At 66.6% G+C, this 23,914-nt stretch carries 30 protein-coding genes and 2 riboswitches; of the genes, 5 read left to right on the plus strand and 25 right to left on the minus strand.

Features of this window, described 5'->3' with window-relative positions; genetic code table 11:
• The 8 genes from FJX73_10775 to FJX73_10810 form a co-directional block, all read right to left on the minus strand.
• Window positions 1-1,410 (minus strand): O-antigen ligase family protein, encoded by a 1,410-nt coding sequence (locus FJX73_10775; GenBank protein ID MBM3471256.1) that lies wholly within the window; start codon window positions 1,408-1,410, stop codon window positions 1-3.
• Window positions 1,411-1,506: 96 nt separating this feature from the next.
• Window positions 1,507-1,929, minus strand: a complete 423-nt coding sequence (locus tag FJX73_10780; GenBank protein ID MBM3471257.1) for a type II secretion system protein — start codon at window positions 1,927-1,929, stop codon at window positions 1,507-1,509.
• 207 nt (window positions 1,930-2,136) lie between these two features.
• Window positions 2,137-3,855 carry a hypothetical protein gene (locus FJX73_10785; GenBank protein ID MBM3471258.1) on the minus strand — a complete coding sequence of 573 codons (1,719 nt, stop codon included), beginning with the start codon at window positions 3,853-3,855 and terminating at the stop codon, window positions 2,137-2,139.
• 10 nt (window positions 3,856-3,865) lie between these two features.
• Window positions 3,866-4,474, minus strand: a complete 609-nt coding sequence (locus FJX73_10790; protein ID MBM3471259.1) for a type II secretion system protein — start codon at window positions 4,472-4,474, stop codon at window positions 3,866-3,868.
• 14 nt (window positions 4,475-4,488) lie between these two features.
• Entirely contained in the window at window positions 4,489-5,016 is a 528-nt protein-coding gene (locus FJX73_10795) for a hypothetical protein (protein MBM3471260.1), read from the minus strand.
• On the minus strand, window positions 5,013-5,546 hold the full coding sequence (locus FJX73_10800) for a hypothetical protein (protein ID MBM3471261.1): 534 nt from the start codon (window positions 5,544-5,546) through the stop codon (window positions 5,013-5,015). The genes FJX73_10795 and FJX73_10800 overlap by 4 nt, the downstream gene beginning before the upstream one ends.
• A 225-nt stretch (window positions 5,547-5,771) precedes the next feature.
• Window positions 5,772-6,035, minus strand: coding sequence for a hypothetical protein (locus FJX73_10805; GenBank protein ID MBM3471262.1), 264 nt, complete (start codon window positions 6,033-6,035; stop codon window positions 5,772-5,774).
• Window positions 6,007-6,453 carry an AbrB/MazE/SpoVT family DNA-binding domain-containing protein gene (locus FJX73_10810; protein MBM3471263.1) on the minus strand — a complete coding sequence of 149 codons (447 nt, stop codon included), beginning with the start codon at window positions 6,451-6,453 and terminating at the stop codon, window positions 6,007-6,009. The genes FJX73_10805 and FJX73_10810 overlap by 29 nt, the downstream gene beginning before the upstream one ends.
• 333 nt (window positions 6,454-6,786) lie before the next feature.
• Between FJX73_10810 and FJX73_10815 the strand changes: the two genes are divergently transcribed.
• The 4 genes from FJX73_10815 (at window position 6,787) to FJX73_10830 (ending at window position 8,235) form a co-directional block, all read left to right on the plus strand.
• On the plus strand, window positions 6,787-7,128 hold the full coding sequence (locus FJX73_10815) for a type II toxin-antitoxin system RelE/ParE family toxin (GenBank protein MBM3471264.1): 342 nt from the start codon (window positions 6,787-6,789) through the stop codon (window positions 7,126-7,128).
• Complete coding sequence (locus tag FJX73_10820; GenBank protein ID MBM3471265.1) at window positions 6,995-7,552, plus strand: nucleotidyltransferase domain-containing protein; 558 nt, start codon at window positions 6,995-6,997, stop codon at window positions 7,550-7,552. The genes FJX73_10815 and FJX73_10820 overlap by 134 nt, the downstream gene beginning before the upstream one ends.
• Complete coding sequence (locus tag FJX73_10825) at window positions 7,320-7,970, plus strand: DUF86 domain-containing protein (protein ID MBM3471266.1); 651 nt, start codon at window positions 7,320-7,322, stop codon at window positions 7,968-7,970. Before FJX73_10820 ends, FJX73_10825 begins: the two co-directional genes overlap by 233 nt.
• 76 nt (window positions 7,971-8,046) lie before the next feature.
• A complete protein-coding gene (locus FJX73_10830) occupies window positions 8,047-8,235 on the plus strand; it encodes a hypothetical protein (GenBank protein MBM3471267.1) in 189 nt (62 codons plus the stop codon).
• 64 nt (window positions 8,236-8,299) lie between these two features.
• Here the strand turns inward: FJX73_10830 and FJX73_10835 are convergent, their stop codons facing one another.
• The 10 genes from FJX73_10835 to FJX73_10880 all read right to left on the minus strand — a co-directional run bounded on the left by FJX73_10835 (window position 8,300) and on the right by FJX73_10880 (window position 16,241).
• A complete protein-coding gene (locus tag FJX73_10835; GenBank protein ID MBM3471268.1) occupies window positions 8,300-8,737 on the minus strand; it encodes a type II toxin-antitoxin system VapC family toxin in 438 nt (145 codons plus the stop codon).
• A complete protein-coding gene (locus FJX73_10840) occupies window positions 8,734-9,012 on the minus strand; it encodes a type II toxin-antitoxin system prevent-host-death family antitoxin (protein MBM3471269.1) in 279 nt (92 codons plus the stop codon). Before FJX73_10840 ends, FJX73_10835 begins: the two co-directional genes overlap by 4 nt.
• Before the next feature lie 278 nt (window positions 9,013-9,290).
• Window positions 9,291-9,689, minus strand: coding sequence for a type II toxin-antitoxin system PemK/MazF family toxin (locus tag FJX73_10845; protein ID MBM3471270.1), 399 nt, complete (start codon window positions 9,687-9,689; stop codon window positions 9,291-9,293).
• The gene (locus tag FJX73_10850) at window positions 9,671-9,961 is read right to left on the minus strand and encodes a hypothetical protein (GenBank protein ID MBM3471271.1); all 291 of its coding nucleotides are present in this window, start codon (window positions 9,959-9,961) and stop codon (window positions 9,671-9,673) included. The genes FJX73_10845 and FJX73_10850 overlap by 19 nt, the downstream gene beginning before the upstream one ends.
• Before the next feature lie 69 nt (window positions 9,962-10,030).
• Window positions 10,031-11,248: a type II secretion system F family protein gene (locus FJX73_10855; GenBank protein ID MBM3471272.1), complete on the minus strand. Its 1,218-nt coding sequence runs from the start codon at window positions 11,246-11,248 to the stop codon at window positions 10,031-10,033.
• Between the two features lie 8 nt (window positions 11,249-11,256).
• Window positions 11,257-12,441, minus strand: a complete 1,185-nt coding sequence (locus FJX73_10860; GenBank protein ID MBM3471273.1) for a type IV pilus twitching motility protein PilT — start codon at window positions 12,439-12,441, stop codon at window positions 11,257-11,259.
• 9 nt (window positions 12,442-12,450) lie between these two features.
• Window positions 12,451-14,160 (minus strand): type II secretion system protein GspE, encoded by a 1,710-nt coding sequence (gspE, locus tag FJX73_10865; protein MBM3471274.1) that lies wholly within the window; start codon window positions 14,158-14,160, stop codon window positions 12,451-12,453.
• Entirely contained in the window at window positions 14,147-14,389 is a 243-nt protein-coding gene (locus FJX73_10870; protein MBM3471275.1) for a hypothetical protein, read from the minus strand. Before FJX73_10870 ends, gspE (FJX73_10865) begins: the two co-directional genes overlap by 14 nt.
• Window positions 14,386-14,667, minus strand: a complete 282-nt coding sequence (locus FJX73_10875; protein ID MBM3471276.1) for a MerR family transcriptional regulator — start codon at window positions 14,665-14,667, stop codon at window positions 14,386-14,388. The genes FJX73_10870 and FJX73_10875 overlap by 4 nt, the downstream gene beginning before the upstream one ends.
• Window positions 14,664-16,241: a hypothetical protein gene (locus FJX73_10880; protein ID MBM3471277.1), complete on the minus strand. Its 1,578-nt coding sequence runs from the start codon at window positions 16,239-16,241 to the stop codon at window positions 14,664-14,666. The genes FJX73_10875 and FJX73_10880 overlap by 4 nt, the downstream gene beginning before the upstream one ends.
• A 116-nt stretch (window positions 16,242-16,357) precedes the next feature.
• Window positions 16,358-16,443: riboswitch (cyclic di-GMP riboswitch) on the plus strand.
• A 1-nt stretch (window position 16,444) separates the two neighbouring features.
• Between FJX73_10880 and gspE (FJX73_10885) the strand changes: the two genes are divergently transcribed.
• Window positions 16,445-18,664 carry a type II secretion system protein GspE gene (gspE, locus tag FJX73_10885; GenBank protein ID MBM3471278.1) on the plus strand — a complete coding sequence of 740 codons (2,220 nt, stop codon included), beginning with the start codon at window positions 16,445-16,447 and terminating at the stop codon, window positions 18,662-18,664.
• A 38-nt stretch (window positions 18,665-18,702) separates the two neighbouring features.
• Here gspE (FJX73_10885) and FJX73_10890 read toward each other — a convergent pair whose 3' ends face one another.
• The 7 genes from FJX73_10890 to FJX73_10920 form a co-directional block, all read right to left on the minus strand.
• Window positions 18,703-19,131: a hypothetical protein gene (locus FJX73_10890; protein MBM3471279.1), complete on the minus strand. Its 429-nt coding sequence runs from the start codon at window positions 19,129-19,131 to the stop codon at window positions 18,703-18,705.
• Window positions 19,128-19,643: a hypothetical protein gene (locus FJX73_10895; GenBank protein ID MBM3471280.1), complete on the minus strand. Its 516-nt coding sequence runs from the start codon at window positions 19,641-19,643 to the stop codon at window positions 19,128-19,130. Before FJX73_10895 ends, FJX73_10890 begins: the two co-directional genes overlap by 4 nt.
• Before the next feature lie 57 nt (window positions 19,644-19,700).
• Window positions 19,701-21,200 (minus strand): DUF4900 domain-containing protein, encoded by a 1,500-nt coding sequence (locus tag FJX73_10900; GenBank protein MBM3471281.1) that lies wholly within the window; start codon window positions 21,198-21,200, stop codon window positions 19,701-19,703.
• Window positions 21,201-21,222: 22 nt separating this feature from the next.
• Window positions 21,223-21,858, minus strand: coding sequence for a hypothetical protein (locus FJX73_10905; GenBank protein ID MBM3471282.1), 636 nt, complete (start codon window positions 21,856-21,858; stop codon window positions 21,223-21,225).
• Window positions 21,812-22,249 carry a type II secretion system protein gene (locus tag FJX73_10910; protein MBM3471283.1) on the minus strand — a complete coding sequence of 146 codons (438 nt, stop codon included), beginning with the start codon at window positions 22,247-22,249 and terminating at the stop codon, window positions 21,812-21,814. The genes FJX73_10905 and FJX73_10910 overlap by 47 nt, the downstream gene beginning before the upstream one ends.
• Window positions 22,250-22,381: 132 nt before the next feature.
• On the minus strand, window positions 22,382-22,741 hold the full coding sequence (locus tag FJX73_10915) for a dynein regulation protein LC7 (GenBank protein MBM3471284.1): 360 nt from the start codon (window positions 22,739-22,741) through the stop codon (window positions 22,382-22,384).
• A gap of 17 nt (window positions 22,742-22,758) precedes the next feature.
• Window positions 22,759-23,574, minus strand: a complete 816-nt coding sequence (locus FJX73_10920; protein ID MBM3471285.1) for a sigma-70 family RNA polymerase sigma factor — start codon at window positions 23,572-23,574, stop codon at window positions 22,759-22,761.
• Between the two features lie 63 nt (window positions 23,575-23,637).
• Window positions 23,638-23,715: riboswitch (cyclic di-GMP riboswitch) on the minus strand.
• Between the last annotated feature and the right edge of the window lie 199 nt (window positions 23,716-23,914).

Raw genomic sequence — 23,914 nt, forward strand, 5'->3', positions numbered from 1 at the left:
CTAGGGCTCGGCCTGGATGACCGGCGCGCTGGACCGCGCACGGGCAGCGCCGAAGCCGAGCAGCGACCAGAAGACGAACGACGACCCCAGGAACCCGGGCTGAACTTGAAGCGCAAGCAGGTATGACAGTGCACCGGCAGCCGCGCCCGCGGCCAGTAGATCCCCGCCGGCCGCCGCTCGCAGCGACGGGACCAGAAACGCAGCGAGCACCCAGAGGTACGCTGCCAGCCCAAGGATCCCTGCAGCGACGGCCATCTCCAGCAACTCGTTGTGCACCCTGTCATAGTGGAACATTGCAGGGAGCGTCCGTCCGGCGTACAGCCGGGCCTCCCTCTGATCGCGCAGATTCGGGAAGTACCGGAAGGAGTCCAGGCCCTGCCCGAGCCAGGGCCGGCGCATCCAGCCGGCGACCGCGCCCCGCCAGACCGTCAGCCGCACGGCCATGCCGCCGCCGTGCTCCAGCGTCATCGCCAGCCGCTGCGCCGGCCCGCGTGCGTCCGGGTGGACCTCACCTGGCACGCGCCGGAGCGTCTGGCCGTCCGCCGCTACCCGGGCCAGCACCTTCTCGTCAATGGTGCGGGCGAACGGCCAGGCCTGCGCCGTATACAGGACGGTCAGCCCGAGCATCACCGCCCCAACCGCGGCAGCCCACCTGCGCTGCGGTGCTCCATGCCGCGCGAGGACCACCGCGGCAAGCAGCGCAATCCCCAGCCACGACGCGACCCATGCGGCGCGCGAACCAGTTACCAGAAGCCCAACGAACAGGAAACCGGCAAGGAGCACCATCCCTGCCCTCGCAGCCCGGCTGCCCGCGGCAACCGCGCCGGATGCTGCGACCATGACTGCCATGCCCAGGTACCCGGCCAGGAATGCGGCGTTACCCTGCATCGCGAACGGCCTCAGGTAGCCGTAGAAACCCCACACAGGGTCCAGCCCGGAGAACTGCACCAGCGCGTAGAGCGCGTTGCCGGCTGCGCCGACAAGCAGGGCTCCGCGCCAGGCGCGCTGGAACCCGGGAGCGTCCCTGAGTTCGTGAGCCGTTGCAACGGCCACCACCAGGTAGCAGACGAGCGTGACCAGGCCCTCCCCGCGGTACCGCCCTCCCCAGAATGAGATGTGCGGGTTCGCCGCGTGCCAGGTGGCCAGCCCCAGGACGGCGGCCAGGGCAGGCAGCGTGATGCGCAGGTCCATCCGAGGCGATAAGCGGCGGTCGAGCATCCACCGCAGTGTCGACAGCAACGCCGCAAGGCCGCCGACAGCCCATACGGCGTTCCGCTTCGCCACAACCAGCGTGCGCCCTGGCTCGAGGGGATCGAACAGGAGGGGGATCAGGGCGATGCTCACGACGAGCAGCCAGCGCAGCGCCGCAGAGGGGAGATCGGACCTGGATCCTGGTGTGCCGGTGATCAAGCCGGGTCTCCTCGACGATTCGACCCCACAAAGCGCCGGGGACCCGGCATCCGGGCCCCCGGCCTGGAACCCTCGTTGCTGAGTCCCTTCAGGTGCCTACGGGAACACCAGCGATCTGGTGGACGCGCCTCCGCCGTTGAGCGTGACCGTGATGGTCGTGCCGTCGATGGGAGTGCACTTCACCGGTGTGCTGTCGCCAGTGCCTATCATCGCCACGGTTGTTGGTGTTATGGCGCCATAGGCGATGTCCCAGCACGACGCGGTGGCGTCGTCGGGCGCCTGGAATCCCACGGCGGCCAGGGTGATGCCCGTAAACGTGCTGTACTGCTGGTAGTAGGCCCAGGACATGGTCTTCAGTTCCTGCAGCAGGTTGTCGCCTTCTGCGACGAAGGCATTGCGGCGGGCGCCGAGGTACCGGGGTACCGCCAGGGCAATCAGGATTCCGAGGATAGCGAGCACGACGACCAGCTCGATCAGCGTGAAGCCGCGCTCCCCCCTCTTCTTCCAGAAGTACTTCATCATCGCCTATCCCTCCTTGGAGATCTCTCTCCTCGCCTGCACTGCGTATCAACAACAATCATACCAGGGGGTCATGATCCTCTTGCTCTCCGACCGTCTGGCTCCGCCCATCACCTCCCGCTTCCCGACATCGTCCACCGCGCGCCGCTATTCCTAGTTATGCCCACGCCGCGCGTGTCCTAGACAGGCGGCGCAGTGCGGGTCTCCCTAGTAGAGCTCCTTCCAGTTCCTGTGGACCACCGCGCCGCCGCTTCCCCCCAGGAGCTGGGCCAGCGGGAAGGGCAGGTAGTTCGGCAGGTCTGGTACCTGGAAGAAGTCGGGGTTCTGCGACGTGTCCAGCTTGTTGGCCATCACAACCCCGTAGACCTGCACCTTCTTCAGCGACAAGAACCTGTGCACCGGGTCGTCCCGCGCGCCGGCCACGATAACGGCGTTGATCTCCTGGTCGCACGAGTTGGCAGACCCGTACAGCCGCACGCTCCCGTTGACGATGAAGACGGCCAGGTCCTGCGCCGGCATGGTCGTGGGCGGCGACGCCCCACAGGTGGTACGCTCTGAGGCCCGCTGCCGGGCCAGGATACTGCAGCTCCACGAGCCGGTACAGGGGCCGGTGACGTTGCTGCCAGGGGCTCCTGTGGGATCCCTGCCGGTCCCGCCCGAGTCCATGGCCCACACACTGGCCGCCGGGTAGTCCACCACGACAGTCCCGGTCCCTGAGTACACCACATCCTTGGCTATGCCCAGGCGGCCCCTGATCAGGACCGGCAGGTCCCGAACGGTGGAGTTGAAGGTGAGCAGCCCGGGCTGGCTGCCCAGCCGCGGCTCCCACTTCAGAATGTGGTTTGCGGGATCAGCGACCCCGCCGGTGGCGAAGTCGCACTGCTTCGGCTCGAGCAGCGATGTCCAGTACGCCTTCGTGGGGAGATAGAAGATGGCGCCGCCGGCGGATAGGACCAGGTCCGGCTGGACAATCGGTGACGCGCTGCCCTCTCTGCAAACGACGAGTTGGCCGCCCTGCACCGCGTTGCCGTAGCCGCCCGACGCCACCAGCGCGCTCACGTAACCTGCCACGTCCGGGTAGGGGATGTCCGGCACAAGGTTGTCTACCTGGTATGCCCAAAGGTTCTGCCTGCCGTCGCGGCGCAGATCGAGGCGCTCGGCGTGCACCCCCCACATGGGCTGCGTCTGCGTCCCAACAGTGGAGTTTCCCGTGGACATGTCCAGGAGGCCACGAACGTACAGCTGGTTCGGGTAGGGCTGGCGGTCGGTGCTGAACAGCGGACGGTCGTTGTAGACGCCGGTCCGGACCGCCTTCAACCCCAGGTCGCCGCGCACATAGATCGAACCGTGCACGGTGACGTTGCCTCCACCCTCGTCAATCAGCATGTCCTGCGCCGAGTACGTGACGAAATCCGATGCGGTCAGGCGGCGGGCCTCGAACTCCACGGTGCGCGCGGCCCGGCCGACGCGGCCGATGACCCGCACCTGGATGCTGTTGACGTTGATGGAATCGCTGGGGTTGGCACTCATCCGCCGGATGTAGATGCTGTAGGCCCCCAGCGGCGCCAGTCCCAGCGGGGGGAAAGGCTTGTCCCGGGCCGCCCCGTCGTAGGCGGCGTCGGTCAGGGGCAGCCAGGGCGTACCTGACGCCGATGCATAGGCCGCGTCGGCCCCGCTGCCGTCGCTCCAGTCGGGGTCTGTCCGAAGGACGGCCTGGGCCCTTTCCAGGCCTCCCTCGGCGACGAAGAACGCCTGCACGGCCTGCTCGCTGGTCACCGCGGCCGCATACTCAGACAGGGCGAGGTTGGCCACGGCCACGGTGAGCATGGCCATCACCAACGTCACGACGATTGCCGTGAGAAGCGCCATCCCGGATTCCGCGCGGTGCAGGCCTCCCGGAGCCCGAAGGCCACCAGCGGCTCTCATCTTCGCACCCCTACCTCTCCCTCCTGATGACGGACTGGGTGGACAAGGCAAACGGCGCCTGGCCGGGGCGCAGGCCACGGAAGCCGACGGCGATCTCGATCCGCCTGACCAGGTAGCGGTCAGGGTCGGACAGCGGCACCGGCAGCCGCGGGTCGCCGACCGTCGAGGCGTCGAAGTAGGTGAGAGCAAGCGAGGTGACCTCCAGCCGGCCTGCCTCCAGCCCGGAGGTGAGCGGCCGCTCCACCCCGGAGGTGCAGTCCGATGTGCTCGTCCGCTCGTAGACTACTCCACCCCTCAGGTAGACCTGGTGGCACTCCGCTGTTCCGTCACCGTCTGCATCGGCCCAGAAGCGGATCTCGCTCCCGCTCCCGTGGTTGATCGCAGGGCTCCCTGGTGCCTCGACGTACCCGACGCCCACCAACCGCACGCGGCGGGAGAGCCACTCGAGGAGCGCGCGTGCGCCCTGCTGCTCAGAGGTGACCTGCTGGGCGACCTGCCAGCCCACCATGGCGGCCTTGAACGCCGCGAAGATGGCCAGCAGCGCCAGCGAGAAGACCGAGAGCGCCACCAAGATCTCCAGGAGGGCGATCCCTCGCCGGCCTCGCGTCCGCGGGGGCATGCGCATGGTCCTCCTCACCTTCGCCGGCTCAGCGACGTGTACGCCGTGACCACGGGCCGGGCCGGGCAGTCCGCCTCGTCGCGGAACACGTCAACCCTGACGAGCCGGAGCAGGGACAACTCCTCCGATGAGTTATCGGGGTTGGGCATCACGGGTGTCTTGGGGTCCCATGTAACGCAGATCCGGACGACCCGGAAGTCAGGCGGCGGGAGCGGGCCTACGTCATACGGCGACGGGGCTGGTGAATCCTCCCCCACGCAGTTGCGCGGAAACTCGATCACACACGACCCGGCCGATGGGGCGCACGCGTTGTCGAAGCCGATCTGCCTGATGAACTCCAGTTCGGCCTGGGTCCACGATGCGGCGACTGACCGCAGCCGCGCGGGCTTCTGCTCGGACGAAGCGGCTGCACCTGCCGGGTTCTTACCCACGACCCCCAGGACGGCCACGGTCAGTCGGAGGGAGGCGACGAGGGCTCCGGAGACCAGGAGGGCCGCGATCATGACCTCCAGGAACGAGAAGCCCCTCGTGCAACTCCTCATGGCCGCACCGTTGCCAGGCCGGTGCCGGGCTCCACGTCCACGACGAGGGTCTGTCCGCGGAATCCCAGTTGCACCGAGCGCCGGGCGCCGTCGGGATACGGAGCCCCAGAACCGGCAAACGCCAGGGCAACGCGCTCGTCGTCAATCAGACAGGGAAGGTCTCCCGGGGTCAGGTTCATGCCAATCCCACCGCGGTATTCCTGCCCGGCATTGGCGACCTTCACGGTCGGTCCTCGCTCCAAGTCGGCCGGGTTCCGATCCACCGGCGATCTGAACGCCACCCTGTAGATGTCGTAGCCGTCAGGCCGGAGGCAGACCTCTACCCGAGGGCCGTCGCCTGACTGGGCGATCGCGGCCTGCTGGGCCAGGCGGAGGTCTCCCTGGAGGAGGAATGCGGCGTTCTGAATCTGGCGCCGGGCGATATAGCCGAGGTAGCCGGGGACGGCAAGGCCCAGCACAGCGGCGATCACCGCGATGGCGATCAGTCCATCGAGGAAGCTGAAGCCCCGCCGCCCTGGGGATACGGACACAGACGCCGACCGACCTCCGGCTGATCTCCGGCCCTGTGCTGCCCGTCATGAGTCCTATGCTGTTCTTCCGCTCCAAGCGGGCGGTTCGACACCCACCCGAAGGCTCCTCCTGGTCACGGGCCGGGAGGCCGGGCTCCGTAGCGGACAGCAGGCACGGGGGTGCTGCTGCGCGGGGACGAGGTCGAGTTCCGCCGTGCCGATTGACCGGCCCCTGGAAGAGATCGCCTACGGCTTTCGGAAGATCTCGTGCGTGCCGACCCGGCGCAGGATACAGGCATCTCCTTCAATGCGACAGGTCAGGCGATAGGCCGAGGTGACGCGCACCTCCCAGATGTCCGGGAGTCCTTCCATCTTGCGGAGGCGCAAAGACGGGTGACCCGGATTCTCCGCCAGCCGCCGCAGCGCCCGGTCAACCCGACGCTGGATTTCCGGCGGCAGGTCGGCGTAGTCGTCGAAGAACCTACGCCCTGCGACGAACCTGAGCGGCATCGTGGAGTTCCCTGATCAGAGCCTCTGCGGATCGGTACCGCGTGACCTTCCCGGCCCGGAGGTCGCGTTCCGCTTCACGCTCCCGCCGCTGCCATCGCTCATGCCACCACCACGCCTGGTCGCCGGGGATGAGTCCCGACTTCACCGCCACAGCCACCTCGTCATCGGTTAGCCCCTTTGACCCACGCACGTCCGCCCGAATCCGCCTGGTCTTTGTACCTGCCGAATTCAGGAGACGCTGCTCCACATGGCTCAGTGACGGTGCGGGAGCCCGGTCTACCACGCGCTTGGGGGTGAGGAGCACCTGACCTCCCTTCGCCTGAACCTCCACCAGATCGCCTGGCTCCAAGCGAAGGCGGCTCGAGATCACCTTTGGAATCGTGATCTGGCGCTTCGGCCCTACGCGAACCAACGGCATGACCGGTCATGGCCTCCTTGACCAACTTCTGGGTATTCTTACTTCTTGAGTGTATCCTACGGGTCTCCCCGAGGACCGTCAAGTACCCGCTCACCGAAACGAGGGCTGGTCCACCTCGAGCGGCCGCTTCGCGACGCCGTTAGGCGCCTGGCGCGGCGGGACGGCATCTCGATGTCCGCGAAGGTGCGCGACCTGGTCACCCGGGCGCTGGAGGACGAGGAGGACGCTGCCCTCGTAGCGCTGGCGGAGCAGCCGGAACGCACGTTCCGCCGTCGGGCCGCGCTGTCGCACCGTCAGGTCTGGGCCGGTGCACCACGCCGCTGACCCGGCCGGATGACCTACCGCCTCCTCTACCACCCAGCGGTGGCCCGGGATGATCTCGCAGCGATCAGCCCCGAGGTCCGAGAGCGTATCGCCCGGGCGGTGGAAACCCGCCTATGCACCGCCCCGGAGCGGTATGGTGTCCCCCTGCGCGGCACCCTGAAGGGGTACTGGAAGCTGCGCGTCGGGGACCACCGGGCTATCTACCGGGTGGTCGGGGATGAGATCTGGATCCTCGCGATCCGTCACCGGCGCGACATGTACGGAGAGGTGCGCGACCTGGTCACCCGGGCGCTGGAGAGGCAGGGTTCCCTGGCACCCCCGGGGTCGTGCATGCTACCATGGCGACGGTGAGCCGATGCACATCAGCGGACAGCAGGCGCGGGACCTCACGGGCGTCGCCGAGAAGCATGGCCTACGCCTGATCGTTGCCTTTGGATCGCGCGTGACCGGTAAGGACCACCCCGATAGCGATCTCGACCTTGCCGTCCTCCCCTCCCCCGGCGCGGAGGTTCCCGTCGGAGCGCTGTCCGCCCTGATCGCAGATCTCGCAGGGATCTTCCCCGGAGTCGAAGTTGACGTCTCGCTCATGCATCAAGCCGACCCCCTGTTCCTCAAGAAGATCTTCGAGACGGGGGTGCTGCTGCACGGCGACGAGGTCGAGTTCCGCCGGCACCGCGTTTACGCGTTCCGACGCTACAGCGAGTACCTCCCCTACCTCCGTATCGAGGAGGCGGCAACGCGGCGGCTGGTCGAGAGGCTGCGCCGTGCCGATTGACCGCGAAGTGCTCATCCGAAAGAGCACGCTGATCGCCGAGGACCTGGTGCGCCTGCGCCAACTGGCCGATCTGCCGGAAGACGATTACCTGGCCCAGTTGCACGTTCAGCTCGCCACGGAGCGCCTGCTGGAGCGCATGATCGGCCGGATGCTCGACGTCAACTATCACGTCGCGGTGGAGATGGGCGGCACAGCGCCGCGGGACTTCTTTGAGTCGTTCCTCAGAATGGCCGAGACGAAAGTCCTGCCGCCGGACTTCGCGCGGCAGATCGCGCATGCCGCCGGCCTGCGCAATCGCCTTGCCCACGAGTACAACGACATTGACCCACACCAGGTCTACGAGGCGGCAGGACGGGCATTGGTGGACATCCCTACCTACCTGGGCCACCTGCAGCGGTTCCTGGACACGATCCCGTAGCCGGCGATCGCGGCTCGCCTACGGGGTCGGGGCGGCTCTGAGCATTCGCATAAACGATGATCTGAAGCGCGTCATAGTGGCACGCGCCAGAGGGCAGCATCGAAAGCCCAGCGAGCAGGCGCGGCGATACATCGAGATCGCCTTGATTGCCGAAGAGAACCCGGATCTTCCCTTTGGGTTCATCCAGGGTATTCTGGAGGCCCGGGCCGAGAAGGATGCCGGCCTGGTTGAGGAACCTGTCGCCGGCGGGGACCGCGAAGTCTGAAGGCTGACCCCAGCCTGGGGGCTGGGGGGTGGATCGAGCGCGGTCTGGCCGGTGCCGGCCAGCCTCACACCCACAGCACTCGGAGTCCTACTGCCTCGGCGCTCGATCGCTGCCGGGCATCTGAGGTCAGGAACGGAACGTCGGTTCCCGTGGCATCCTTGAAGAAGAGGGCCGAGGCGATGTGGATGGCGTCGGCCGTCCGCGTCGGGATCCGCCTGATGACGTCCTCGGCACGGGAAAGTACGACGGGCGCCAGCTCCACGAGGGTCCACCACCGACGTTCGTCGGCACACCGCTCAAGGGCTGTCGCCAGGCTCCGGTCCGGCAGCGTCCCGCCGCGGTGCTTGGTGTACAGGGCGGAGATGATCTCCACCCGCGCCAGGCGCGATGTGACGAGATCGTGCGCGGACGTCAGGCGCCCGGCCTCGGAGGATCCCGGCTCGCGCACGTAGCGCTTCACCAGGACGCTGGTGTCCGCGTAGGCCCAGCGCGGGACGCTCACCGCCTGTCCCGCTCTTCACGCACGATGCGGGACAGGGGCTTACCCTTGGCTGCCACCGGTCTGGCCGATGGCATACGGCCCTCCCGCTCCGCGGCCTCCACAAACCCCGCCCGCACCAGCCGATCCAGCGTCACCCCACCGTTCCCGAGCGCCCGCAGAGGGCTGATAACAGCGATCGGCCGCCCCCGCTCGGTGAGGACGACCTCTTGCCCGGTGCGCACGGCGCGAATCGCCTTCGAGAACCCCTGGTTCGCCTCGCGCAGGCCCAATCGCATGGGGGGACATCCTCCAGAGTAGTGCTTATCACTACATCATCATAGCACGGCCGCCCCGCAAGGGCCACTGGGCCCCTGGCGCGATTCGACTAAACGAAAACCTGAAGCGCGTCATGGTGGCACGCGCCAGAGGGCAGCATCGAAAGCCCAGCGAGCAGGCGCAAGGTACAACAAGCGGCGTGGAGCGGGGACCGCCGGGACCTGAAACGCTACAGAAAAACCCGAAGGTCCGAAGGTTGACCCCAGAACTATCCGGCCGCGCGCCTGGCAGGGTCAGATTAGGGTTCGTCCGCCAGGTCGTCGAGGTTCTCGAATCCGAGGTGCAGGAGCACCTTGTTCGCAACCTCACGGCGGAGCACGGGATCGGTGAGGCGGCCAAAGACCCGCCGGACGCGCGCTGCTGAGACCGTGCGCATCTGCTGGGGCAGGATTATGCTGTCCAGCGGGTTCCCCGCCGCGGCCGACGGAAGCAGAATCTCCCAACGTTGCGGCTGTCGTCGTTCTTTCATGCTGGTGACCGGAAGGACCGTGAGTAGGCCAGATGTCTCGTTGAACGGCTCGTTGCTGACGACGAGCGCAGGGCGACTACCAGCTTGCTCGTGACCCTCCGCTGGGTCAGGCGCGACCTCAACCAACGCCCAGCGCCGCCGCAATGACCTCAGACAGCCGCCCCCCAGGTCTCCCGGTCCAGAGCATCGAAATCCCGTTCAACGGAGTCCTGTGTGGCTCGATACTGGGCATCCTGCATGGCGGCGGCATAGGCCACGCGGAGCACCACCTCGCGTTGTTCCCGGAGGAAACGACCCAAGCTGCGCCGCACGAGGTTCTCGATCAGCGCGTTCTGGCTGGGAGCCCGGCCTGCGCGCACAAGGGCTTCGATGGCACCGAGCACATCGGTGTGAAGATAGAACGTCCGCTTCTTCGCACGTGGGGTGACCGCTCTCGGCATTGTACCCACCCCTTACACCCAATAGTAACCCCCGGAACTGGTGTGTCAATGCCTCACCCCACGCGTTCCCTACCGCACCCCTGTCGCCAACTGGAAGATCGGCATGTAGAGCGAGATCACCATCGCGCCCACGACCACGCCCATGAAGATGATCAGGATCGGCTCCAGCATCGAGGTCAGTCCGGCCACCATGGCCTCGATCTCGACGTCGTAGAAGTCGGCCACCTTCTCCAGCATCTGCTCGAGCGCGCCGGTCTCCTCTCCCACCTTGGCCATCTGCACCACCATCGGCGGGAAGACGCCCGAGAACTGCAGCGGTATGGCGATCGTCTGGCCCTCGCGGATGCTGGTGCGCACCGCGTCAATCGCGTTGCCTATGACCGTGTTGTCAATCGCCTTGGAGACCACCTCGAGTGACTGCATGATCGGCACGCCGCTGGCAATCAGGGTGCCCAGCGTGCGGGTGAACCGGGCGACCACGATCTTGCGGTTCAATTCGCCCAGCACCGGCATCTTCAGCTTGAAGCGGTCGTAGCGCGCCCGTCCCGTGGGGGTCTGCAGGTAGCGACGCAGCGCGTAGATCACCACGGCGGCAACCGCAAAGATCACGTACCAGTACGATCGGAGCGCCACGCTGAATGCCATCGCTATCTGGGTGGGTAGCGGGAGCTGTCCAGACCCGCCCAGCTCCTTGAACATGTTCTCGAACTGGGGCAGGATCACGATCGTCATGAAGAACAGGCCGCCCAGCGACGCCGCGGTCAGCAGCACGGGATAGACCATCGCCGACTTGATCTTGGAGCGCAGCGCCTGCTCCTTCTCCAGATAGACGGCGACGCGGTTGAGAACCTCGTCGAGCACGCCACCGGTCTCGCCTGCCTTCACCATGTTGACGTAGAGCGAGGAGAACGCCTTGGGGTGCCGCCCCATCGCGTCCGAGAGCGGCCGGCCGGCCTCCACGTCCGAGCGCACCTCGGCGACGATCGCCCGAAGGCGCTTGTTGCCGGATTGCTGCTCCAGGATCGTGAGCGTCCTCACCAGCGACAGACCCGCGTTCACCATGGTCGCGAACTGCCGGCTGAAGATCGCCAGGTCCTTCAACCCTATGCCGAAGAGTCCCTGCAGCGACTCGAAGATGTCGGCGCGCTCGACCGTCCGCTCGAGGTGCGTGATGAAGAAGCCCATGTCGCGGAGCCGGTCCACGACCATGGCGTCACTGTCGGCCTCGATGACGCCCGAGATCAGGCGCCCGGTGTTGTCCTTGGCGCTGTACCGGAACACTGCCATGGCGGCGCCTACCCCCTCGTGTTGCGGCCGGCGTGTTCGACGTCGCCGCCGCCCTCTCTGATCATCTTGCGCAGCTCCTCACTGTGGATGGCCCGGCTGAGCGCGTCCTCCATCGTGATCATCTTGCGCAGGCACAGGTCTCGGAGCGATTGGTCCATCGTCTGCATCCCGTACTGCCCGCCGGTCTGGATCGCCGTCTCGATCTGGTGCGTCTTGGACTCCCGTACCAGGTTGCGGATCGCCGGCGTGGCCAGCATGATCTCCACGGCCGGGATACGCCCGATCTCGTCCAGGGTGGGCCAGCTCTGCCCGCCGGCGCCGCCCAACCGCGGCCTCCCCGCCGCCGGCCGAGCGTCTACCCGCCCCTTGTACCGCGCGTTGGGGAGCAGTTGCTGCGAGATCACCGACTCGAGCACCATCGAGATCTGAATGCGGATCTGCTGCTGCTGGTAGGGCGGGAAGACGTCAATGATCCGGTCTATGGACTGTGCGGCGTTGGCCGTGTGCAGCGTGGCAAAGACCAGGTGGCCGGTCTCGGCGATCGTCAAGGCCGCAGAGATCGTCTCCAGGTCGCGCATCTCACCGATCAGCACCACGTTTGGATCCTCGCGCAGCACGGCGCGCAGCGCCGCCGGGAACGACTGCGTGTCGAACCCCAGCTCTCGCTGGTTGACGATGCTCTTCCTGTGCTGGTGGAGGTACTCGATCGGGTCCTCCACGGTCACGATGTGGGCGCTGCGCTCGCTGTTGATGAAGTCAATCATCGAGGCCAGCGTCGTGGACTTGCCGTGGCCGGTGGGACCGGTTACCAGCACCAGCCCGCGGGGCTTTCGGGTCAGCTCCTTCAGGGCCGGCGGGAGGTTCAGGACCTCCACCGTCGGGATCGTCATCGGAATCACGCGGATGGCGATTCCCACCGCGCCCCGCTGCCGGTAGATGTTGACCCGGAAGCGGCCCAGCCCGGGCACGCCGTAGGACAGGTCGAGTTCCCAGAACTTCTCGAACTTCTGCTTCTGGAAGGTGTTGAGCATGCTGTAGCCGAGCTGGAATGTGTCCTCGGCGGAGAGGATCTCGTGGTGCTCCATCGGCGCCAGCCGGCCCCACAGGCGCATCGTGGGCTTGATCCCGGAGGTCAGGTGCAGGTCCGACGCCTGGGCTGTAACAACCTCGCGCAGCAGATCCTCGATGTGCATGACAGCCCCCTATTCGACGAACACGACGCGGAGCAGTTCCTCCAGCGAGGTCAATCCGGCCAGCACCTTGGCCACGCCGTCCCCGTGCAGCGTGCGCATCCCCGCGGAAACCGCAGCGTGCTTGAGGACGTCCGCGGAGGCCTCCTTCACGACCAGCGCGCGGATCGCGTCGTCCATCATCATGATCTCGAAAAGACCGATGCGCCCCTTGTACCCGATGTGGTTACACCGGTCGCAGCCCTTTGCCCGGTAGACGACAGGCGGGGGATCGTCCGGGCCTGCCAGACCGTAGCGCACCGACACCTCCGCCGGGGGCGTGTACGCCTCGCGGCAGTGCTGGCAGAGCAGCCGCACCAGGCGCTGCGCGACCACGCCGATGACCGAAGAGGCCACCAGGAACGGCTCCACGCCCATGTCCGCCAGCCGGGCAACGGCCCCGGGCGCGTCGTTGGTGTGCAGCGTCGAGAGGACCAGGTGGCCGGTCAGCGCGGCGTTGATCGCAATCCGCGCGGTTTCCTCGTCGCGGATCTCGCCGACCATTATGATGTCGGGGTCCTGCCGCAGGAAAGAACGCAGGCCCGTGGCAAAGGTTAGGCCGGCCTTGGGGTTGATCTGGACCTGGCTGATGCCGGGGAGCTGGTACTCAACCGGGTCCTCGACGGTGATGATGTTGACGTCAATCTTGTTGAGCCGGTTGAGGATCGCGTACAGACTTGTCGTCTTGCCGCTGCCGGTCGGGCCGGTGATCAGGATGATCCCGTAGGGCTTGACGATCAGCGACTCGAACCGCGGCAGGTCCGGACCCAGCAGGCCGAGCTTCTCCACGCCAACCAGCGCCGCCCGCTTGTCCAGGATCCGCATTACCACCTTCTCGCCATGCACGGTAGGAATGCTGGAGACGCGCAGGTCAATCTCGCGGTTGTCCACGCGCAGTTCGATGCGGCCGTCCTGCGGGGCACGCCGCTCGGCGATGTTCATGTTGGCCATGATCTTCACGCGGCTGGTGGCCGCGGCCTGCACGTGCTTGGGCGCGGTCATGACGCTGTAGAGCGTGCCATCAATACGGTAGCGAATGCGGAGCTGCTTCTCCTGCGGCTCCACGTGGACGTCGCTGGCGCCCTGGCGGACCGCCTGGACCAGCATCAGGTTCACCAGGCGAACGACCGGCGCGTCCTCGACGATCTCGCGCAGCTTGTCTAGCCCGGGTTCCTCCTCGCCCACGTCCGAGGGGCGGATCTCCTGGATGACCTGATCCAGGGTGCCCTCGAGCGCCGGGTACTGGTTGACGGCGTGCTGGAACCCTTCGGGCGTAATCGCGGCAGGGATCAGGTCGCGGTCCACCACGCGCCGGATGTCGTCGAGGGCCACCACGTCCAGCGGGTCCACCATCCCCACGATAAGCGCGTTTCCCTCGATGCGCAGCGGGATGACCTGGTAGCGCCGGATCAAGGCCTCGGGGAGGGCCGTGAGCACCTCCTCGGGAATCCCAACCGCCTGCACGCTGACGAACTCGATCCCTATCTGGCCGGCCACGGCCTTGGAGATGGCCTCCTGGGTCGTCAGCCCGCGGCTGACGAGCACCTTGCCGAGTCGGTCGCCGCTCGCGTTCTGGGCCGCCAGCGCCTGTTCAAGCTGGGCGCTGGTGATGAGCCCGGCTTCGACCAGGATCTCACCCAGACGGACCCGGCGGCGGGCCGCGGGGCTCCTAGAGGGCCTCATGCCTCTCCATCAGCATGACGATGTGCGCCTTGTGTACCATCACGACGCCGGTCTCGTAGAGCAGCCGGTCGTCGAGGGAGTAGACCCGCGCAGAGGTGATCGCAAGGAAATCCTTGGCCTGATTGAGCCGGTCGGAGAGCCGGGCGCTCGACGGCAGGTGCAACTCGCCCTCAATCCGCTGCGACGGTGTGAAGATCACTACCTGTTCGCGGTCCAGTTCCACCTTCATCGGGCAGCTCCCCTTCCCTCCACGGCCAGCTCGGCTGACCGGGGACGCTCTACCAACCGCTGGATGCCCTTCAGACTCAGGCCCCGCTCGACCATCGCCTTCACCCACCGGATGCGCTCCACGTCCTCTTCGCTGTAGAGCCGGTGTCCTCCCCCTGTGCGGGCCGGGGCGAACAGGTTGTACTGGTCCTCCCACGCGCGGATGCGCCTGGGGTTGACGCCCGTCAGGTGCGCCACCGTCCGTATCGGGTAGATGGGCGCGCACTTGTCCACGATCATCGGCTTCTTCCTCCGCTTCCGCCGTTCCCACCCACGCGCGGCGCTGCGACCGCGTCGCGCTGCGGCCGGAACCCGTGGTCGCGCAGGAACGAGTAGATCTCCTGGAGCTTCGAGAACCCCTGGTAGTCGGGCCGGTATTCCTGCTCCATCTTGTAGTCCAGTTCCACGAGCTTGTTCAGCGTCACGAAGAACGCGTACTGAACGATGTTGGAGGCCGCCTCGGGCGCGTCGCGATTCTTGTCCACGAACAGGTTCAGGATGTCCACCTTGGGCAGATCCCTGGTGTCGAAACCCTCGGCCTTGGCCCGGGACTCGATGAGTTGCCGCAGGTCGGAGGTGGCCTTCCAGTCCTTGGCCAGCACCATGGCGACGTCCAGGTCGTACTCCAGGTCGCCGCTGCCCATGCTGTGGTGCATGGTGGGCCGGTTGAACGGGTTGAAGATCTCCGTCTCCTCGGCCGGCCGCTCGTCCAGGCGGCAGCCCTCCTTGTCCAGGGGCGAGATCGCGAAGACCGGACAGTTGAGTTCAAGACTGAGCTCGGCGAGCGCCGTGGAGACCATGTCTGTCCTGGCCTTCCAGTCGTCCACGTAGGCGGAGAGCGGGATCTTCTGGAGGTAGTCGAAGAACAGCACGACGTCCTGCGTCTGGAACTCCTGCATCAGGTTGTGGGCGTGGGCCCGGATGCGGTCCAGCGTCTCCTTGCGACCGGCCTCAACCAGGTAGAGATACGGCGAGTACCGGCCCAGCGGGCCCCGGGCCGCGGCCACCTTGTCGGATACGGACTCGCCGTCCCCGTTGCTCCCCATCAGGACCGTGGTGGGGTTGATGCCCACCTCCTTGGCAATCAGCCGGGCGGCCAGCACGCGGCGGGTCTGCTCCCAGGTGTAGAACAAGACCGGCACCTTGTGGTTGGCGGCCACGTGCACCGCCATGTCCAGGGCGAAGTTGGTCTTACCGCGGCGGGGGGCGCCGGCCAGCCCGTAGTAGAAACCCCGGCGCAGGCCCGAGAGCAGGGTGTTGAGCCGGTCGAAGGGGCTGATCGAGTACCCCAGGAGCCCGTTCGTCATCGCCGGCCTGGCGTCTATCATGGGGCCGAGCATCTCCGAGATCGGCGCGACCTGGCGGCGCGTCCTTCGCCGCTGGATTTCGAGCAGTTGGTGGATCGCCTCTGTCGTGAACTGCACTATGTCGGCCTGCCCCTGGCTCGGGCGGTAGAGGTATGACCCGAACGCCTCGTGGACGCGGGCCAGCAGATCGCGGCTCTCCCGGGCCTTGAGTTCCTCGACGTACGCCATCAGATCCCCGGCGTTGGGCGGCGGGAGCAGCAGGACCGATGCCAGGTACTGTTCCATCTCAGGGGTGAGGAGCCCGCGTTCGATTAGTTCCGTACGCAGCCCGGCCTCGTCAAGCACGACCGTCGCGGCGTGCGCGTCGATCGTCGCTTTTGCCAGCCGGCGCGCCTGCGGCGAAACGAGCTGGTCAACGTGGAAGCCCTCGTTCATCGCCAGCGTCAGCAGGTGCCGGTCCCTGATCAGCCCGCTCAAGAAACGAGTTTCCAGCTGGTAGAGTTCCACGATTCCTCCCCGGAAGTTCCCGCGACGCTGTCTTGCGCCGGGTCCCACCCTGTGATATTGTCGTTGCAATCTCGTAGATGGGCAAGTCAGAATATGCCCAGAAGTTTGATGGACTAGTCCCGTAAGGGCAAACCCGGAGCGATCCGGGGACGCAAAGCCACGGGGCCGGCGGCAGAGGCCGCCGGCCGGCTGGGTTGCCGGTGATGGACGTGACCAGCGACGAGACAGGTCTGGCGGCCTTGAAGACGGCCTCAGGGCTGTCTGGCGAGAACCTCACCCTCGAGCGGGCCGTGGCCTACGGCCGCGCCAGGTTGCTTGCCCGCACCGGCCGCTGGTCCGAAGCCCGCGACGCATACCAGCAACTCATCGCCCTTGACCCCAACGAACCCTGGATATACTGGGACCTGGCCGACGTACACCGGGCACTGGACGACCGCCACGAGACCGGCCTGGCCCTCCTGACCGCCGCGGACAAGCACCTCTCCCGCGGGGAGACCGACAAGGTCCTGCGCGCCTACCAGCAGGCAGCAGCGGTATCGCCCAATGATCCCCAGGTGCAGGCCAAGCTCGGCGACCCCCCCGTAGCCCCCGCGGCACCCGTTTCGGACGAACCCCCGACCACACAAGAGGCGGCTGCCTCGGATGAACCGGCCGCCTTGGCAGAGCCGGAAGCGACAGCAGGGCCGTCGGCCGCGGCAGCCCGGGCGCCGCGCGGCCGCACCGCGGGAAAGGGCAGCACCCTGGGCCAGGTGCTGTTGAGTCTGGGCATCATCAACGAGTCGCAGTTGAACGAGGCGCTGGAGATCCAGGCGCGGACAGGCGAGCGCATCGGGCACGTCCTGCTGGAGATGGGCACGGCCACCGAGGCCGACCTGGCCCGCGGCATGGCCGAGCAGTGGGGGTACCCCTACCTGGGGCTGGCCGATACCAAGGTGGACACCGATATCGCCAAGCTGATCCCGCACGCCCTGGCGGTCCGCCACAAGTGCGTGCCGCTCGAGAAGCGCGGTGGAAGACTGCTGCTGGCGATCGCGGATCCCCTCAACGTCATCGCGGTGGATGACGTGCGCCTGATCACCGGGCTCGAGGTAGACCTGGCCGTGTCCACCGAGGAGGACATCTCCTCGGCCCTCAATCGGACCTACCAGTTTGGCGACGCGATCATGGAACGGGTCATGAGGGATGCGGTACCCGACTTCGCCGTCGAGATCGGCGAGGAGGACCCCTCGCTGGAACAGCTCAAGGCCCTGACCGAAGAGGCGCCCGTGGTCAAGCTGGTCAACCTGGTTATAGACGAGGCGGTCAAGCAGGGTGCCAGCGACATCCACGTGGAACCGCAGCGGGCGGGCATCTGGATCCGGTACCGCGTGGACGGCGTTCTGCGGGACGTGATGAGCCCGCCCAAGCACGTCAAAGCCGCGTTGGCTTCCCGCCTTAAGATCATGGCGGAGATGGACATCGCCGAGCGGCGGAGGCCCCAGGACGGCCGCATCCACCTGATCGCCGACGGACGCAGCATAGACCTGCGTGTCTCGACGCTGCCCACGATGTTCGGCGAGAAGGTCGTAATGCGCGTGCTGGACCAGTCCTCAACCAAGATTGGCCTGCCGCGCCTGGGCTTCCAGAGCAACACCCTGGCCCTCTGGGAGGGCGCCGTCAGCAAGCCCCACGGGATGGTGCTGGTCACCGGCCCGACCGGCAGCGGGAAGACCACGACGCTCTACGCGACGCTGGGCAAGCTGAACACCCTGGACCGGAACATCGTTACGATCGAGGATCCGGTGGAGTACCAACTGGGGCGGGTCAACCAGGTCCAGGTCAACGCGAAGGCCGGGTTGACCTTTGCCGGTGGGCTGCGCAGCATCCTCCGCCAGGACCCGGACATCGTGATGGTGGGCGAGATCCGCGATCGCGAAACCGCCGAGATCGCGGTGCAGGCCGCGCTGACCGGCCACCTGGTCCTCTCCACGCTTCACACCAACGACGCGGCTGGCGCCGTCACCCGGCTCGTGGACATGGGCATCGAGGGTTTCCTGATAAGCTCCTCGGTGATCGCGGTGCTGGCGCAGCGCCTGGCCCGCACCATCTGCCCCCGCTGCAAGGTGGCCTACTCGCCGCCGGCCGAGGCCCTCGGCCGGCTGGGCGCCGACGCCCGCCTGGATCCCGGCGTGGTCTTCTACAGGGGACAGGGCTGCGACCACTGCCGGGGCAACGGCTACCGGGGGCGCATCGGCGTCTACGAACTGCTGATCGTCTCCGACACAATCCGAAACATGATCGTCCAGCGCGCCTCGTCCACCGAGATCAAGGCCCAGGCGATCCGCGAAGGTATGCGCACGCTGCGCGACGACGGCCTGGAGAAGGTCATGGCCGGGATCTCGACGATTGACGAGATACTGCGGGTAGTCTACGTGGCAGACTGAGGCGGTCGGCCCAGGGCTATCGGTTCTGGGCTACCGGTTCAGGGCTCCTGGTAGGTAATGCCCCCGGCTGCGTTCACCGAGGCCGCGACCGTCCCCGCGGCATTCTGAACGGTGACCGTACACTCGGCATCCGGCCTGCCGAAGGCCGAGAAGGCGACGACCAGGTCCGCCGTGGTCGTCACCCCCTCGGGCAACACCGCGTTCTCGCTGAACCCCCCACCTTCGCGGACTATAGTGTAACCGGAGCCGGAGGCCGTGAACGTCACGGTATACGGAGTCCGCTCGGCCTTGGAACGCTCGTGCGCCAGGCGGAGGTCCGAGGCCACCTGGGCCACCCCGTAGCGCAACCGCTGCTGTGCCACGTGCCCCTGCCACTGCGTCATACCGGCCGCCAGGAGTATGGCCACGAGCATGGCCACAACCACCAACTCCAGCATGCCGAAGCCGCGGGTGCCGCGCCCGTTCACGGAGACCCCTCACGCCAGACCGGCCGCACTCCTGCCAGGTCGAGCGCGCGCACCTGGTAGCGGTCTATCGTCGGGAAGTAGGGCGGCGAGAACCCGCGGCTCATCCGACGGTCGTACCTGAACTCGGAGCCGTAGCCCCTGATGAGTTGCCCTGCCGTGTTCATGACCCCGAAGACGCCGAGGTATTCCTGGATGAGCCCGCCGACAAGGCGTATGACGCCCCGCGGCGGAGTGGCGTTCCAGTTGGCGTTGAACACGCGGCTGTTGAACCCGTCCGCCAGGTTGCCGGCCATGAGCACGGCGTGGACGTCGAGGTTGAATGTGTTCGGATCGTTGGGATCTGTGAGGAACCTTATGTCGTTATTGGGGGAGTAGATTCCGAGCAGGTTGAGCGGGTTGTCGTTGGGATCCGTGACGGCCGGCGGATCCTCGTAGCGGATGTGCCCGGTGATGTCAATCCGCCCGGACGCCACAATCGTGGACTGCTCCTTCTCTTCCAGCGTGCCCCGCAACGAAAGGATCGCTCCCTCGACGTAGATGATGCCGGCGTTGGCGCTGCCCAGGCCCTGCTATCCCTTGGGAACGCCGGCGAACGCCCGCGTCTGCGATACGACCGGCCAGGACGTGTTGGTGACCGTCGTTCTCTGCGATACTCGGTCAACGATCACGGTCACGGTCTGGCCTCCCTGGACCAGGGTGTAGACCGCGCAACCGCCCGGTGATCCCGGGCCCTGGCTGCAGGCACCGGGCGATGCGCCGCTGTCGGTCATGCCCAGCGTCATGCTGTTGAGATTGCCCTGCACGAAGATCCCGCCCGCAAGCGGCTCGTCCACGTCCGATGTGCCGTTGCCGTTGATGTCCTGGACGGGCACGTAGATGCCCGATGGAACAGGGTCCGTGTTGTTCGGCAGTTCGGGGATGCTGCCCCGGATCTGCAGGTTGGAGACCGCGGTGGTGTCCGCCGGGTCGCGACCTATGGAGACGCCCTTCTGGCTGTACGGGTTGGTGGGAATCGGGATCGTCGCCACTCCCCGGGTGAAGTTGGCCGGGAGGTTGCCATGGTCGTTGCTGGAGTTGCTGTCGCAGTCAGGGAGCACCGGAGCGTCACGCCTCTGACCGCTGACCACGTTCTCATTCGCGGTTCGCCGAACCGGGCTCCCCCTGTTGAAGAACCAGGCCGTGTTCCACGCGCTCGTCAGCGGCGTGGCCCTGGCACGCGACGCGTCGCATGGGATCTGGCTGTCCGGGGTGCCGAACTTCGGGAAGTAGGCGAACCGGAACTCGGTGTTGGTGTGCACAGGGCCGTCGTAAGACGACATGTTGGCAAACCAGAGCGACTCGCCTCCGGGCCCGCGGTGCACATGAGAGAACAGCGCGTACTGGGCGAAGTTCTGCCTCTGTATGTGGATGCTGTAGTCGCCGCGCAGCGCGATCCGGCGCCGGGCCTGCGGGCTGACCCGCCCGTCGCTGACGATCTCGTAGGTGTAGAAGAACTGGAACTCGTCCGCACCGACGCGTTGGACGTAGCGATGCGGCTGGCTCACGTCGTCGGGATGCGGCGCCAGGCGCCGGCGAACGTTGACCGTGGCCGAGTAGTTACCTTCCCCGAGGGGGTTGGACGGCGGCAGCCCGGCAGCTGCCTGCAGCTTCCTGTGGGGCTCGGGTAGACCCCAGTTGACGTGGAACGACAGCATCTCCGTGGCCGAGGTCGCGGCGAAAGTAAACCGAAGCCCGTCCAGGACCAGGAAGTCGAAGATGCGGAACGCGTTCTGTTGATCTGGGACCCCGTCGGCGTACCAGTCCAGCATGATGGCGCCGTCCAGGGAAGGATCAACCGTGGATTGCCCGATCGGATCGGCACCCATCAACGCCATCAGCGCGCCGCGGCCGGAAAAGGCCCCGCCCTCGGCAATGTACATGCTCTGGGCGCCGATGACCCGGAGCGCGCTCAGCCCCATCTCCTTGCCGCTCAGGTAGAGGATGAGCGCGCCCAGGAGCGAGAGAATGAAGATCACGGTGAGGACGGCGAACAGCGCCATCCCGCGTTCGTGCCTGAAAAGGCGCAGCATGTGTTCTCACCCCCTCCGGTGGCTACCGGGCGCGCAGCGCCGCGTCTCCAGCGAATGTACGGCTGACATGATCTCGAACCGCGGTCACGGTCATCCTCACCCTGGCTATGGATTCGAGACTGGCAGGCGACGATCCAAGCGAAGTACCCGTGGCATCGAAGTACTCGAACGCCAGCCCGTCGGGCCCGCCGTCCCTTCCGATGTAGTGGGCCAGAGGCCTCCCTGCGGTCGAATCGGGACAGCCGATTCCCGCGGAATCCTCCCTGCGCGTAAGCGTGTGGGCGTCGGCGTCGTACGCGAAGGTTACCCGATAGGGGCTGGTCAGGGAGAAAGGCGTGTCCTGAGGGACCAACAGCGTAAGCACGGTCGCGGTCGCGCACGTGATGGACTGCGCCCAACGGATCTCATCCACCATGTTGTCCAGGGCCGCCCGCACATGGGCCTGGGTCTGAAGGAAGTCGTTGGTCGTGCGGGCAGACCTGCCGCCGACCGTCACCAGACCAAAGATGCTCCCCAGCACGAGGGTCAGCAAACTCAGGGCTACGACCAGCTCAATCAGAGTTACGCCCCGGGCCCCGCGCAGGGAGGCAGGCAACGACTGAACGAGGCCTCTACTGATCATCGAGCACGGTCGTGAGCGAAACGAATGGGCTCCCATCGGGATCGGTCAACCTGTAGACCTGCACCGTGGCGGTAGTCAGCCGCAGGTTCTCGTTGAGGGTGATGTCCACGGCCACCTGGAAAGTGTGAGGGGTTGGGTTGGTCACGCCGGTGTACGGGTCCGGCAGCGGTAGCGGAGATCGGGTAAGGTCCGTGAAGCCCACCATCTCGTAGGGGTTGACGCTGGCGCGGACCTGCTCCATCACCTGGATGGCCAGTGTGGTCGCGGCCGAGCGATCGTTGGCCCGACCGGCGTGCGCCATCCCGATGATGAAGGTCTGAAGGAGTACCACCGAGAAGCCGGCAAACAGCGCCAGCGCTACCAGGAGCTCAAGGTAGGTGAACCCGCTCTCGCCTCCAGCGTCTCGAACCTGCGGCTGCTGCCGCATGACTATCCACCCCCGCAGCGGAACCAGGGCATCATTGGGGGACTTCCCAAATCGCTTCGGGGCTAGACCTGGCGCCTCGGGGCTAGACCTGGCGCTTCCCGCCGGCGCGCGGGGGCGGGTTCCAGGGTATGGCTAGACCAGCGCTGCGGCGAGCTGGCTGTTGCGCCGCATCTCCAGGCGGATGCGCCCCAGGTTGGCCTGCCGCGTTCCCACGACCACCATCACGGCATCGGCCCCTGCCGGCCCGACGGCCACCGGGCCGTCGTCGTACTCCAGCAGCATGGTGCGCAGCACACCGCGGCCAATCTCCTTGCCCATCGAGTCGGCCGCCGAGATGTTGCTGGCCACGATTGCCGCCAGGGCCTCGAGGTCCACCCGCTCCTCCGTGGTCATCCCCTCGACGACGAACCCGTCCCGGCCGACGATCATGGCGGCCACCACGCCGTCAACCCTGGTCATGTCCGCTAGCACGTCCTTCAACTGCGACATCATGGTCTCCCTCCCGCGGCCTACAGCGCCCCGTGCGAGGGCGCGTTGATCGCACCGCGCAGCTTGCCCAGCGCTGCGGCAAGCACGCGCGACACGTGCTTCTGTGAAATCCCAATCTGCTTGGCGGCTTCCATCTGCGTCAGGTCGGTGTAGAACAGGTAGTACACGACCTTGCGCTGCAGGGCGGTCAGCGATTCCAGTGCCTCCATCAGCATCACCCGGTCCTCAATGGGAAGCTGGAAGCTGATGTGGGTTCGGTGCCGGATCCGATCGCGGTCCACCCGAAGATCGGCCCCTTCCTCGTCGGGCTCGATCGAGACGGTGCGGAGGACCTCCCTGGCACGCAGGACCTCGAGCAACCCGTCCTCCTCGATGTTGAGCTCTCGCGCCAGGGCCTCGAGACTCGGGAAGCGACCGGTCTCGCCGACGTGGGCGTTTATGGTTTCCTCAATGCGGGCATTGAGCCGGTTGAGCCAGCGTGGCCTGCGAATCGTGTCCCGCTGGTCGCGCAGGTAGTGGCGGATCTCGCCGCGGATCAGGTAGCTGGCGTAGGTGGCAAACTTCGCGCCGCGGCTTGAATCGAACCCGTTGATGGCGTTGAGCAGCCCGATGTAGCCCACCTGGATCAGGTCCTCGGAGGGCACACCGGAGTAGGCGAACTCCGCGGCAATGCGCCGGACCAGGGGGGTGCACGCGGCGATGATGCGCTCGTGCGCGTCCGGGCTGCGCGCGTCCACATGCTCCTGGATCAAGAGATCCACGGCATCGTACCCGGAGCCATCTTCGCTCCGAGGTCCCGGTCCCTCTGCTGGGCGGTGCGGGGTCCGTGCCGCCATCGCCAGTGCCTCCTGAAAACGCCGAGCCCTCCTGAGCTGCCCCAGGAGGACCGTGTTCCCACCTTCGGCAGCCCGGCCGACCACATCACTGGTCCCGAGGCTTTGCGCCCCCACCTTGCGATGGGTTTGCCCTTTTCGGGGTTCGTATTCAGTTGTCGAACCCGGCGGGCGGGTCCGGTAATACTGCATCATAGACCACCCAGAGCATTTGCGCAAGGTCTGTGTCAAACTTCTACCTGCAGTTCAGACATTGGAACCCATGGCGTGCCTGCTGGCACGTGGGTAAGGGGAAAGAGCTTGACCTCAGAGGCGATCACGGGGGGTGGAAGGAGCTAGAAGA

It is taken from the genome of Armatimonadota bacterium (assembly GCA_016869025.1).
Classification (GTDB): domain Bacteria; phylum Sysuimicrobiota; class Sysuimicrobiia; order Sysuimicrobiales; family Humicultoraceae; genus VGFA01.

Coding starts and splice junctions, on each gene's coding strand:
- FJX73_10900 (MBM3471281.1), bottom strand. CDS start 21,200: ATGCTGCGCCTTTTCAGGCACGAACGCGGGATGGCGCTGTTCGCCGTC.
- FJX73_10790 (MBM3471259.1), bottom strand. CDS start 4,474: ATGCCCCCGCGGACGCGAGGCCGGCGAGGGATCGCCCTCCTGGAGATC.
- gspE (MBM3471278.1), top strand. CDS start 16,445: ATGGACGTGACCAGCGACGAGACAGGTCTGGCGGCCTTGAAGACGGCC.
- FJX73_10920 (MBM3471285.1), bottom strand. CDS start 23,574: ATGGCGGCACGGACCCCGCACCGCCCAGCAGAGGGACCGGGACCTCGG.
- FJX73_10910 (MBM3471283.1), bottom strand. CDS start 22,249: ATGCGGCAGCAGCCGCAGGTTCGAGACGCTGGAGGCGAGAGCGGGTTC.
- FJX73_10810 (MBM3471263.1), bottom strand. CDS start 6,453: ATGCCGTTGGTTCGCGTAGGGCCGAAGCGCCAGATCACGATTCCAAAG.
- FJX73_10795 (MBM3471260.1), bottom strand. CDS start 5,016: ATGAGGAGTTGCACGAGGGGCTTCTCGTTCCTGGAGGTCATGATCGCG.
- FJX73_10915 (MBM3471284.1), bottom strand. CDS start 22,741: ATGATGTCGCAGTTGAAGGACGTGCTAGCGGACATGACCAGGGTTGAC.
- FJX73_10850 (MBM3471271.1), bottom strand. CDS start 9,961: ATGCCGAGAGCGGTCACCCCACGTGCGAAGAAGCGGACGTTCTATCTT.
- FJX73_10840 (MBM3471269.1), bottom strand. CDS start 9,012: ATGCGATTGGGCCTGCGCGAGGCGAACCAGGGGTTCTCGAAGGCGATT.
- FJX73_10875 (MBM3471276.1), bottom strand. CDS start 14,667: ATGATCGTGGACAAGTGCGCGCCCATCTACCCGATACGGACGGTGGCG.
- FJX73_10785 (MBM3471258.1), bottom strand. CDS start 3,855: ATGAGAGCCGCTGGTGGCCTTCGGGCTCCGGGAGGCCTGCACCGCGCG.
- FJX73_10820 (MBM3471265.1), top strand. CDS start 6,995: ATGAGATCTGGATCCTCGCGATCCGTCACCGGCGCGACATGTACGGAG.
- FJX73_10815 (MBM3471264.1), top strand. CDS start 6,787: ATGACCTACCGCCTCCTCTACCACCCAGCGGTGGCCCGGGATGATCTC.
- FJX73_10905 (MBM3471282.1), bottom strand. CDS start 21,858: ATGGGAGCCCATTCGTTTCGCTCACGACCGTGCTCGATGATCAGTAGA.
- gspE (MBM3471274.1), bottom strand. CDS start 14,160: ATGAGGCCCTCTAGGAGCCCCGCGGCCCGCCGCCGGGTCCGTCTGGGT.
- FJX73_10805 (MBM3471262.1), bottom strand. CDS start 6,035: ATGCCGCTCAGGTTCGTCGCAGGGCGTAGGTTCTTCGACGACTACGCC.
- FJX73_10855 (MBM3471272.1), bottom strand. CDS start 11,248: ATGGCAGTGTTCCGGTACAGCGCCAAGGACAACACCGGGCGCCTGATC.
- FJX73_10780 (MBM3471257.1), bottom strand. CDS start 1,929: ATGAAGTACTTCTGGAAGAAGAGGGGGGAGCGCGGCTTCACGCTGATC.
- FJX73_10860 (MBM3471273.1), bottom strand. CDS start 12,441: ATGCACATCGAGGATCTGCTGCGCGAGGTTGTTACAGCCCAGGCGTCG.
- FJX73_10870 (MBM3471275.1), bottom strand. CDS start 14,389: ATGAAGGTGGAACTGGACCGCGAACAGGTAGTGATCTTCACACCGTCG.